Source organism: Paenibacillus sp. LPE1-1-1.1 (assembly GCF_040676435.1).
In the GTDB taxonomy this organism is placed as follows: Bacteria; Bacillota; Bacilli; order Paenibacillales; family Paenibacillaceae; genus Pristimantibacillus.
This window is the reverse complement of sequence record NZ_JBEGHY010000023.1, coordinates 332,764-344,591: the sequence shown is the minus strand read 5'-3', so window position 1 is coordinate 344,591 and position 11,828 is coordinate 332,764. Positions and strand designations below refer to the sequence as shown.

Genomic DNA, 11,828 nt, shown 5'->3' with positions numbered 1-11,828 from the left:
ACCAAGGTTACCCGGTTGGTTGTTATGATATGAAATGTAAACGGTTTATTCATTGCTAAAAGGGGGATTCGCTTTGAAAATGAATGTGAAAAAATCGATCACCGTACTAATATCGGGAATCATGCTTCTGACCGCTGTCGCTTGCGGCAGCAGCAATGAGAAAAACACGGCGGGGGAGAGCACGGACCAAGCGGCCGCAAGCCAGGTAAAGCTGCGCATTTTATGGTGGGGATCTCAGTCCAGACATGATGCTACTTTAAAAGCGTTGGATTTGTATACGCAAAAAAATCCGAATGTATCGTTCGAGCCTGAGTTTTCCGGCTGGGAAGGCTATTGGGATAAGCTGGCCACCCAATCTGCGGCGAAAAATGCACCGGACATTATTCAAATGGATGCGTCCTATTTGGCGGAATATGCGGGCCGTAAGCAGCTGGCAGATTTATCTACGGGCATAGCGACGGAAGATATCGATGCCTCTCTTTTAAGCACAGGGAAATACCAGGACAAGCTTTACGCCATTCCACTGGGCAATAATGCTATCGGGATGGTCTTTAATAAAGAGGCTGTAGAAAAGCTGGGCATTACGAAGCCAAAGAGCGGCTGGACCTGGGATGAATTTTTCGCCTTCGGCAAAGAAGCGAAAGCAAAGCTGGGTTCCGATCATTACGCGTTAACTGATCTTTCAGCCTCTTTCGGGCAATACGTAAATTATCAGCTGAGCAAAGGCTTAGGCCAAGTTTTTACGGAAGATGGCAAGCTGAATTTGGATAAGGATACTTACCTCGAATATCAACATAAATTTGCGGAGCTGCGCAAAGAGGGGATCGTGCCTCCGGGTGAAGTCAGCGTGACGGATAAGGAGCTTGATCCTCAGCTTGATCTCATGGTAAACGGCACTACCCTGCTGCGTGTCGTTCACGCCGCACAATCCAACAGCTTTGATAGCCTGAAGCCAGGAGTATTCGATTTGGTAACGATCCCGAGAAACCAGGAGGCCGGCGGCTGGCTCAAACCGTCAATGTTCTGGAGCGCAAGCGCTAACTCGAAGCATGTGGAGGAAGCGAAAAAGTTTATCGACTGGTTTATTAATGATCCGGAAGCAGCTGAGCTTCTCGGTACATCCCGCGGCGTTCCGGTCTCTAAGAAGATTGTCGAGAAGCTGACTCCGAAATTTAACGCTCCCGATAAAATGGGCATTGCGTTAATTACCGATACGGCGTCGGATGCTCAGCTGTATGTACCGGAGCCTAAGGGTTGGAGCAACTTCACGCAGAAGGACTTCAAAGCAGTCGGGGAAAAAATCATGTTCGGTGAAATTACGCCGGAACAAGCCTATGAGGAGCTCACGGAATTGGCGAAGGATTATGAGTAATTAAGGTGAGTATCAAGGATCACAAGAAGTCAGGGTCGTATAGGAATATGAAGTTGGAGAAAACCGGTCATCTGTGATGACCGGTTTTTTGATTTTGAGCATTAAGCACCCCGCTTAACATACGTATGGATATTTAAATCAAAACCGATAATGGAAGTAATAATTTACTTCTAGGTGGATGCTAAGATGAAAAAAATGTTCGAGTCAAATAACGAACATATAGAAATTCTATCAGGCGAACTTCAGCAAAATATTAATTGCATCATAGCGTTAACAGGAAATAGCTCGGATTTTGTCATACGTAAGTTTCAAGGGGCCAATGGCTTGCCCATGGCAATTGTATATATAAATGGTCTAACGGATACCGAATTGATAAATGATAACATTATAAACCCAATCTTGTCAGATGTAGAAGCAAATACCGTTCAAAGTAGAACTTTACATGAATTCTTTTCAGTCATTAAAGATAAAGTGATTACCGTTAATGGTACTAATACCGTAAGTAAAATAGATGACTTGATCTCGGCTTTGTACAAAGGAGATACCGTTATTCTCGCAGATGGCTGGGATGAAGCTATTTCTGCAAGTTCTGCCAAATGGGTTCAAAGAGGAGTAGAAGAGCCTTCTTCCCAATCGGTTATTCGCGGACCCAAAGACGGATTCACAGAGAATATTAGCACTAATGTTGCTTTACTCAGGCGCAGAATAAAGAGTCCGAAACTATGGAAAATCGACCGAAAAATTGGATTGGTGACACAGACTGATGTTTCTGTTATGTACCTTAAAGGGACCGCCGATGATTCAGTTGTGAACGAAGTGCTTCAAAGGCTCGATCGCATTGAAATTGACGGCATACTCGAAAGTGGCTATATTGAAGAATTTATACAGGATCAAACGTTAACTCCTTTTCCCACAATCATAAACACAGAAAGACCAGACACAGTAGCGGCTTCTATACTGGAAGGGCAAGTAGCCGTATTGGTGGATGGAACACCATTTGTCCTTGTAATGCCTATTACATTTCTTAAGTTCTTCATCGCCAGTGAAGATTATTACCAGAGATTCGATATCTCTTCGTTCTTACGTCTTTTGCGCGTTTTTGCGTTTGCCATCTCGATGGTTCTTCCTTCTTTATATATTGCAATTACGACTTTTCATCAAGAAATGATTCCAACGACCTTGTTGGTCAGTCTTGCGGCACAAAGGGAAGGCGTTCCTTTTCCGGCATTCTTTGAAGCATTAATGATGGAATTGATATTCGAGGTTTTAAGGGAAGCAGGGGTACGTATGCCTAGGGCAATCGGTTCTGCAATTTCCATCGTAGGAGCGCTTGTTTTAGGACAGGCTGCGGTTGAAGCCGGTTTTGTTTCAGCTGCTATGGTCATTGTAGTAGCCTTTACAGCGATCTCCAACTTTGTTGTTCCGGCATTTAATATCTCGATTGCTGCTCGATTGATTCGATTCATTCTGATGATTCTTGCCGCAGTATTAGGATTGTTCGGGATATTGTCGGGGCTCTTTTTCATAATCATCCACTTGTTATCTCTACGTTCTTTCGGTGTCCCTTATATGGCACCAATAGCTCCTTTCGTACCTAGCAACTTAAAAGATTCTTTAGTAAGGGTGCCCTGGTGGATGATGGTTACCAGACCGCGTCTTTTCTCTAAGAACAATAACGTGCGACAAAACGTAAACGTACGTCCGGAGACTTCTGACAAGGAGAAGGAAAAGTAACGATGTTTTTCATACAACCGGGAAATGGACACCAAAAGGAGATCGGAGAATGAAACGAGGAATAATTCTTCTGATTATTTTCATCATGTTATTAGCTGCCAGTGGTTGTTCGAACCATATTGAACTTAACAAGTTGGGTATCATCAGTGCAGTTGCCTTTGATTTAGATGAAAGTAATCAATGGGTTTTGACTTTTCAAATCATTATACCAAAGTCAACATCGAGTAAAAACGGTGGTGGCGGATCCCATTCTCCGGCTACCGTTTTTTCAACAAAAGGAAGGACCGTACTTGAGGCCATTCAAAAAAGTGATTTAGAGGCCCCACGCCATCTATTTTTTTCTCATACTCAAGTTATTATTATCAGCAAACGTGTTGCCAAATATGGAATCAACCAAATATTGGACGCTTACTTAAGAAGTTATGAATCAAGAGAAACAGCAAATGTTTTAATTTCGGATGTAGAAGCAAAGAATGTGTTGGGGATTCTTTCGCCTTTAGAAAATAATCCCGCTAACGCGATCTCCAATTTGATAAGCGGGCAAGGTGATAAGCAAACCAACATTATTCAGACTAAGTTACATGATTTAATTTCTACAATGACAAATTCAACATCTAGTTCTACTTTGCCAGAAATCAGCATCGTGGGTAAGCCAGAGAAACAAAATTCATTAGACTCACTTAAAAAAACTCGGAATTATGCCACAATGACATTGGATAGAGTAGGGGTATTTAAGCGGGATAAATTTGAAAATTGGTTAAGTCGGAAAGAAAGTCTCGGAATACCTTGGATAACGAATCAAATCAAAAGAACGACTATTGTCTTTTCATGTGAAGGTGAGAGCGGAAGCGAACAGCTATCCTCCTTTTTAGTTGAAAAAGCCCATACAAAACTAATACCGAATATTTTGAATGGTCATTTGTTCATGAAAGTAGAAATTGAAGCAAAAGGTAATCTTGTTGAAACGACATGCGATCTAGACCTAAAAAAGACGAAAAATTTAAAAATTCTAGAAAACAATATACAAAATCAAATAAAAAATGATGTAGAATATTCCTTTCTTGCTCTGAAGAAAATGAAAGCCGATGCATTGGGCTTCGGAGACACATTTCACAAATCGTATCCACAAAGATGGAAAGAGCTTCGTAACAATTGGGATAATGAGTTCACAGAAATAAGCATGGACGTAAAGGTTAATGTAACAATCCGACAAACCGGAATGATTGATGATTCTTTTTCTAAGATGTCTGGGAAAAAAGAATGAGAAATGAGGCTTCGTATGGAACGGATTAGTAAATATCAGTTGGCTTCGATGATTATTTTATTTCAAATTGGCAGCACGCCATTATTTGAATTAGGTATCAAAGCTAATCAAGACGCATGGTTGGTAGTCATTACTAGTATGCTGCTTGGGTTAATGCTGCTTATTCTTTTTTTGGCGATCCAACGAAGGGAACCAGAAAAAAATTTGAGTCAGTTATTGACACACTTTTTTGGTTCCTTTGTGGGAAAGTTACTCTTATTGCTCTATACCATTTTATTTACATACGAAGCTATGCGAAATGTACGCGATTTCGGCGATCTTTCCCTCTTTACTATTCTTCCACACGGCCCTATCTCCGTTATTATGCTGATTATGTTAACTTTGTCGATCTATTCCGTTTACAAAGGGATTGAAGTCTTTTTTCGGTTCGCGGAATTTATCGTGGTAGGCGTACTGTTATTTTATCTTATATTAATTTTCATGCCTTTTATTTCGGGAATTGTATATTGGGATCGAATTCTTCCGATTTTGGAAAATGGCATTCAACCTGTATTAAAGAGCAGTTTATATGAAGTTTGGATGCCATTTGGACAAATGGTGGTTTTTCTCATGTTTTGGAGTAATTTAAACGAAAAGAAAGAATTGACTAAAACATCTATTCTAGCTTTTTTTGTTTCAAGTATGGTTATCCTACTCACTAACATAATAAATCTGATCGTTTTGGGCCCTGAATTAGTTAAAATTAGTACTGTGCCTTTATTACAATCCGTACAGCTAATTGAGGTCGCTGAAATTTTCGAGCGTTTTGACGCACTCGTCATTTTACTTTTTTATACGGGGATATTTATCAAAGCGACATTATGGTATTTAGCAGCATTACTTGGCTTATCTCAGTTGTTTCGTGTGGATTACAGGCGATTTGCTATTCCCGTCGGAGGAATTATTTATTTCACTACACTTCTTCCTACAAGTTGGCAATCGCATCTAGAGATTGGACATTACGTCGCGGACAATTTACATGTTAATAAGATTTTCATCGCAATTATACCCGTCATTCTTTATATCATTATGTTGTTTAAACAAAGAAAAAAATAGAACAAGCTTTTCGGCAATACAATGGATAATAGGACATACAGTTGTCCTATTATTCGTTCTATACTAATGTCAAAAGTGAATGAAGGAGAGATTAGTTATGAGCAAAAAAATAGAATATAAAAAAGATTATAAACAATTTTATCTGCCAAAAACGATCCCGGACATTATTGATATCGCTGAGATGCCCTTTATTATGATTAGTGGCACAGGTGATCCTAATGGAGCTGAGTTTACGCGAGAGACAGAAGCATTATATAGCGTAACTTATGCCATAAAAATGTCATATAAAAGTGATGATGTACCGGACGGTTACTATGAATATACCGTTTTCCCGCTTGAGGGAATCTGGGACTTGATCGATAAGTCAAAGCCGGCAACAGATAAAAATAATTTGAAATACACCATTATGATACGCCAACCAGATTTTCTGACAGATGAGTTATTCATAAAATTTGTAGAGCAGACCAAAAAGAAAAAGCCAAACCCATACCTTGAAATGTTAATATTCGGAAAAATTAGAGATGGCTTATGCTGCCAAGTGATGCATATAGGAAGTTTTGATGATGAACCGGAAAGCTTTGCAAAGATGGAAGTGTTTTGCAAGGAAAAAGGATATGTGCGTACTGCTAAAACTCATAGGGAAATTTATCTATCCGACCCGCGTAAGACTGATATGTCGAAGATGAGGACTGTTTTAAGATTTCCTGTAAAGAGTGAATAGGAGACATAAAGAGTATTAAGAATATCGTCCTCTGATTTTTAGGAGACGATTTATTATTAAAATCTGCTTTACCTTTGAATGAAGTGCGGTGAACCGTATATCAGGAACGGATCATTAGGGTAACTGTGACCCATAAGAAGGACACTTTGGAAAAAGTGACCCTCTTGTGGGTTATCACGGAGAAGATCAAACTTTCGCGTCTGGTAATTTTCAAAGGAGACCGCTTAATTGGATGGATGAATATTAAGCTATATTTTTTTAGGCACAATGGTCATGGGGACGGGGATGATTGAATATGAACAAATAGTTCCCGTGCTTGAAAGGGGTTTGAAACCCATATGGGAGGCTGTCCCATCAATTGTCGCCTTTCCATTTGGTCAGCTAGTGCTTTTTCTCGTATTTTTCCCTCTCGTCAAGGAACGAAGGCGGTTAAGACGGCCCGTTCTTATTCTTACTTATTGGTTTCGATTTTTCTTATTGTAATCAATCAAATGAAATATCTTGTTCTCGGGCCTTATCTTGTAGATAAAAGTACGATTCCGCTCTTGCAAGTTGTCCAGTTGATTGAGATCATCGATGTTTTTGAACGCATGGACGTGATTTTCGTATTGATCCTGTTTATGGGTTTAGGGATAAAAATGGCAGCTTTTTTTGTCGGTGCAGTGACTGGTTTTCAAAAAATATCGGGTATTGGTTTTAAAAAGTGGGTCCTGCCGTTGGGAATTATTATATTTGTAGCTTCCTTTATTTCACCCAATTACACTCATCATATGTGGTTAGGTATAGAGAAGATGCCCCCGTTGTTTTTAATCTTCCAGGTCGCATTACCGCTCTTTCTCTTTTTAGCCATGCTTGTTCGTCGGAAACCAATCCACATAATTCCATAACGAAAGACGCTCAAAATCTGCAATAATATACTATAGGCCCTTTAATCTAAGATGTAATATATGAGAATAGCCAGAAAGAGGGGTTCTCATGGATATTGCATCTTTTTTGATTTACTGTATGATTGCTACGTTTACACCTGGACCTACGAATATCGTTATATTGTCCACCGTGCATAATCTTGGGGCGAAAAAGGCGATGAAATATACGTATGGTGCTACGATTGGTTTTGGTTTATTATTGTTTATTTCCGCTATGTTGAATACGATTCTCATCACGTTCATACCGAAAATAATTATTGTGATACAGATCATCGGAAGCATTTATATGCTTTATCTTTCCTATCTGATTTACAATATGAATGCATCAAACCCAGCTGCAAACCAAACGGCCACCTTTCTGTCAGGTTTCCTTATGCAGTTTCTTAATCCAAAGGTAGTGCTATTTACATTGACTGTCATTCCAACTTTTATTATGCCCAACTATAGCTCAAGCACTGCGATGACAATAAGTATTATAGCGATCACAGTAATTGGTTTTTCAGCTTTTATCACATGGGTACTTTTCGGCGCGATCTTCAAGGCGTTTTTACAGAAGCATAACAAGACTGTTAATGTATTAATGGCGTTATCTCTCGCTTTTGCAGCTATCATGATTTGGATGTAGGTAAGCTTATGAAGAGGTGAATGGGATTGAACAAGTTTATTTATAAAAAATCGGCCGGTATTACCGCGTTGTCAGCAAGTATGACCGATTTTACGTATAAAAAGCATGCTCACCAGGAATATGCCATTGGCGTTACGTTACGTGGGATTCAAGAGTATAACTTAGATGGCAGCTTACAATTATCGTATCAGAATGGTATTATGCTTTTTAATCCGGAACAGGCCCACGATGGAATGGCACATGATAAGACAGGTCTGGATTATGTCATGCTTTATATTGAACCCCAATTGCTTTTGGAGGCCATAGAAAAAAAGGATATCTTACGCTTTTCAACACCGATTGTTTACGATGTTCGGCTTGAACAAAGAATATTAAGTCTTTCCGATGCAATATTGGGTGAAAAAGACGAGGCTTTGTGTAGTGAATTATTCTTATCCCTCACAGAAAGTCTCATTCAAACAAAACTTTCGACTGACGATAAGAAGGAAAATGCACTAATTCGAAAAGCAAAGGATATGCTTCATGCCGATCTGGAACATGTTCTTAAGCTTGACGAGCTCAGCAGCGAGCTGCATTTATCAAAGTTTCAGTTTATCCGATTGTTCAAGGCACATACCGGAATTTCACCTTATCAATATTTTCTTAACTGTAAAATCGAACGCGCAAAGAGTTTAATCGAAAAGAATAAAGATATTTATTCAGCAGTAGCTGCCTGCGGTTTTGTTGATTTAACCCATTTAAACAAACATTTTAAAAGTGTATATGGTACAACAGCATTCGAATATATGTCACATTTACAATGAGAGATTTAACCTATCATTTATCGCTAAGAGATACATTACCCGCAATCAGTAGGCGTCTTAAGCGGATACAAGGTTCAAGGGGAGGATGCGCCAGCGGCAAAATAATTGCTGGAGGATGCTAAGAAATGTGAAGCTTCAGGACAGAAATTGCAGCGGATGACCGTGCAAAATGATTATGACTAGGCATGGGTACAGTCAAGTGGCTATTCACCTACGTAGTATAAGATACACTTTCATGTAAAATCATGAATATCTTCCGCTAGGAGTGATGTTATGGCTCATATGAGAAATAAAGGACCCATGAGACAACCGCCGCAGTCTCCTCCTCCCGCATTCATCCCGCCGAAACCCGCTGTTTCTTATATCGTCGACTGCGTTTACCAGTACACCTATGTTTGGCTTAGGTCTGGCGAGAACTTCTGGTTTTATCCGACATATGTCGATATGGACGGTGTTGCAGGCTATAGATGGAGCGGTTCATACTGGTACTTTTATGGTATCGATCCGCGATTCATTGATGCCGTATCGTGTCCTCCGATTCCTACCCCTTTCTAAGCACTAAAAAACAGAGTGTGGTTCTGTTCACTCACCACACTCTGTTAGTGATACTTAGGACAACCTCGGATATAAAATATAATCCAGAGCCTTCGGCTTGCCCGATGCTTCCTGCAAAACGCGATTGTGCGGGAGAGGGGAGGGGACAATCGGGAGGCACTCAATTTGCTGCGACGGCGGGGTGGGCAAAGTTTCCAAGTGTTGAGTTACTAAATAGCAGGGTGGAGAAACCTTCAGAAGTTACCAGTATCATTTCTGGAAACAATCTCGTACCTCGTTGAACTAACGGTGACTTTAACTCAATATTTTAAAACCAGAAAAAGGCTGCTGCAGTGGATCGACAGCCTTCTTAGTTTATGGCAGGAAGCTTAAATAATAATGCCTGTACCTAAAACGTATGGCACCAGCATAAAGGATCAACTCCTCCGCAATGCGGGCACAAACCTCCCGTATATCGTAGTCTAATTTGATCTGAATGAAGCACGCCATAATCGGTAATTGGTGCGACGCCTGGGATCGGTTCGCCGTCTGCGATCTCCTTCACATTCATGTCCGACCACATACCGCTCCATGAACAGACACTGCACTTAAGTCTCTCTTCCGTAGGGTGCGATGCTTTCTGGATGACGATCATACACTCTTGACTGTAGGTATTACAAGAAGGACAATTATGAACTTTCATGATTCATCTCCTCTCAATGATATAGGAGTCAGGATAACTCATACTTTTAGGTTTCATATTAAATTATAACTTTCCTTAGGTAAAAAATAATCTTCTAATTATTAGCTTATGCTATTTATTTATCAATGAACGAAAAGAAGAATGATATACTAATAAATGAAGTTAACACTGTGATGGATGTTGTTAATAAGCAGAGAACGGAGCGTGAGCAGCGTTGAAAATAAAGGTCATTATTGCCGATGACAACCCTTTTGTCCGGGAAGGCATGAGGATCATCCTGACATCCTTCGATGAATTCGAGGTATTGGCATCGGTTCAGGATGGTCAAGAAGCCGTAGATTTCTGCCGGGAGAATGAAGTTGACGTGGCACTGCTCGATGTGCAGATGCCCAATATGAATGGTGTGGAAGCGACCAAGCTGATCTCCGAACAGACAGAAACCAAAGCGCTAATCCTGACCACCTTCGATGACGAGAAGTTTATTCTCGATGCGATTCGCAACGGGGCAAAGGGATATCTGCTCAAGAATAATGATCCGGAGCGGATTCGGGATGCCATCATAACTGTATACAACGGACATAATGTGCTGCAGGATGCCGTGCTGGATAAGCTGAAATCTAATTTGCTACCGGACAAGGATAAAGATAAGAAAGAAGATAGAGGGAGTAAGATCGACAGAAGCTTATTCACTGATAGAGAGCACGACATTATGTCCCTCATCGCGAAGGGGCTTTCCAATCGTGAAATCTCGAAGAAGCTGTTCATCTCAGAAGGCACCATTGCCAACCATATTACTTCTATCCTAGGCAAGAAGGGGCTTACGCATCGTACACAAATCGCGATTTATTTTCTGACCGGGGAAGTGGATTAAATGACGGAGAGGGGAACCCCTATAGAACTCTGGACAATGGGCATCAAAGCGATTCTCTTAAGCTATGTGGTCATTCAATCTTATGTAGCCGCAGGTTCGATTTCACCATGGTATATGCTGTCCATCCTCCTCTACCTGTGTTTGAATATTTCCATTCATATCGCTAAAAAGGTAAGTATCACGACGATCGTGCTTTTGCTGTCCATGCTCGTTACCGCAGCGTCCTCGTCATACATCCAACCCTTATTGTTACTCCTGCTCCCTCTGAATATATACGAACTATTCACTATATACCTGCGTAAACGCGGAATTATCCTATTCCTCATGCTGGTTCCGCTCTTGTTGCTGTCTCAAGAATCCCAAGACATCTTGGTTACATATGGCCTCGTTGCGATGCTAAGTTTCCTCTATTACCTATTGCTTAACACCTTCATAAGCAAAATTACAGACCTCAAAGAGGACATAGAAAATAGAAACGAACATATTCAGCAGTTGACTATGAGTTTAAATGAGAATAAAGAATATATCAGACAGTCCGATTATACGATTAAGCTGGAGGAGCGTAACCGGCTGTCCCAGGAAATTCATGATAAGATCGGACATTCGATGACGGGTGCATTGATCCAGATGGAAGCCTCGAAGCGTTTGTTCGCCTCCGATCCGAACAAGTCGGCGGAGCTGCTGCAGAATGCAATCCATATCTCCAAGGATGGGATTGAGAGTATCCGCCTTGTGCTTAAGAATATGAAGCCGCCAACAGAGCAGCTCGGAATAAATCGGATGAAATTATTCGTTGATGAATTTTCAGCGAAGCATACGGTCAGGACCTCTCTCACTCATGAAGGTAATGTCGACATCATTACTCCGATCAAGTGGAAGATCATTCAGGAGAACACCCAGGAAGCGTTGACCAATGCCATGAAATATTCAAACGCTACTTTTGTCTCCATCCATATCGAGGTACTGAGAACTTTAATCAAGGTCGAAGTATCGGACAACGGCAAAGGAGAGCAGAAGGTGATAAAAGGCATGGGAATCATCGGCATGGAAGAAAGGGCAGCAAGCGTAAATGGTACGATTATCGTCGATGGCTCAAGAGGCTTCAGTGTCACTACATTAATTCCTCACGGATAAGATGAGATTTAAGATGATTAAATAGGAAGATTCTCAGGGGTTAAGG

The 11,828-nt window shown here is 40.8% G+C and carries 10 protein-coding genes and 1 pseudogene; all 11 read left to right on the top strand.

Annotation, left to right across the window (positions count from 1 at the left end):
* Nucleotides 1–79: 79 nt before the first annotated feature.
* The gene (locus tag MRBLPE1_RS18215; protein ID WP_364149727.1) at nt 80–1,372 is read left to right on the top strand and encodes an ABC transporter substrate-binding protein; all 1,293 of its coding nucleotides are present in this window, start codon (nt 80–82) and stop codon (nt 1,370–1,372) included.
* Between the two features lie 186 nt (nt 1,373–1,558).
* Nucleotides 1,559–3,106: a spore germination protein gene (locus MRBLPE1_RS18210; RefSeq protein WP_364148001.1), complete on the top strand. Its 1,548-nt coding sequence runs from the start codon at nt 1,559–1,561 to the stop codon at nt 3,104–3,106.
* Nucleotides 3,107–3,155: 49 nt separating this feature from the next.
* A complete protein-coding gene (locus MRBLPE1_RS18205) occupies nt 3,156–4,370 on the top strand; it encodes a Ger(x)C family spore germination protein (RefSeq protein ID WP_364147998.1) in 1,215 nt (404 codons plus the stop codon).
* A gap of 15 nt (nt 4,371–4,385) precedes the next feature.
* Complete coding sequence (locus MRBLPE1_RS18200) at nt 4,386–5,465, top strand: GerAB/ArcD/ProY family transporter (RefSeq protein ID WP_364147995.1); 1,080 nt, start codon at nt 4,386–4,388, stop codon at nt 5,463–5,465.
* Between the two features lie 97 nt (nt 5,466–5,562).
* The gene (locus MRBLPE1_RS18195; protein WP_364147993.1) at nt 5,563–6,186 is read left to right on the top strand and encodes a GyrI-like domain-containing protein; all 624 of its coding nucleotides are present in this window, start codon (nt 5,563–5,565) and stop codon (nt 6,184–6,186) included.
* A gap of 267 nt (nt 6,187–6,453) precedes the next feature.
* Nucleotides 6,454–7,073, top strand: a pseudogene (locus tag MRBLPE1_RS18190) (GerAB/ArcD/ProY family transporter).
* 88 nt (nt 7,074–7,161) lie between these two features.
* Nucleotides 7,162–7,737 carry a LysE family translocator gene (locus tag MRBLPE1_RS18185; protein ID WP_364147992.1) on the top strand — a complete coding sequence of 192 codons (576 nt, stop codon included), beginning with the start codon at nt 7,162–7,164 and terminating at the stop codon, nt 7,735–7,737.
* Nucleotides 7,738–7,763: 26 nt separating this feature from the next.
* Nucleotides 7,764–8,540 (top strand): AraC family transcriptional regulator, encoded by a 777-nt coding sequence (locus MRBLPE1_RS18180; RefSeq protein ID WP_364147989.1) that lies wholly within the window; start codon nt 7,764–7,766, stop codon nt 8,538–8,540.
* A gap of 273 nt (nt 8,541–8,813) precedes the next feature.
* Nucleotides 8,814–9,095: a transporter gene (locus tag MRBLPE1_RS18175; RefSeq protein WP_364147986.1), complete on the top strand. Its 282-nt coding sequence runs from the start codon at nt 8,814–8,816 to the stop codon at nt 9,093–9,095.
* 896 nt (nt 9,096–9,991) lie between these two features.
* Entirely contained in the window at nt 9,992–10,648 is a 657-nt protein-coding gene (locus MRBLPE1_RS18170) for a response regulator transcription factor (protein WP_364147983.1), read from the top strand.
* Between the two features lie 21 nt (nt 10,649–10,669).
* A complete protein-coding gene (locus MRBLPE1_RS18165) occupies nt 10,670–11,782 on the top strand; it encodes a sensor histidine kinase (RefSeq protein WP_364149726.1) in 1,113 nt (370 codons plus the stop codon).
* Nucleotides 11,783–11,828 lie beyond the last annotated feature (46 nt).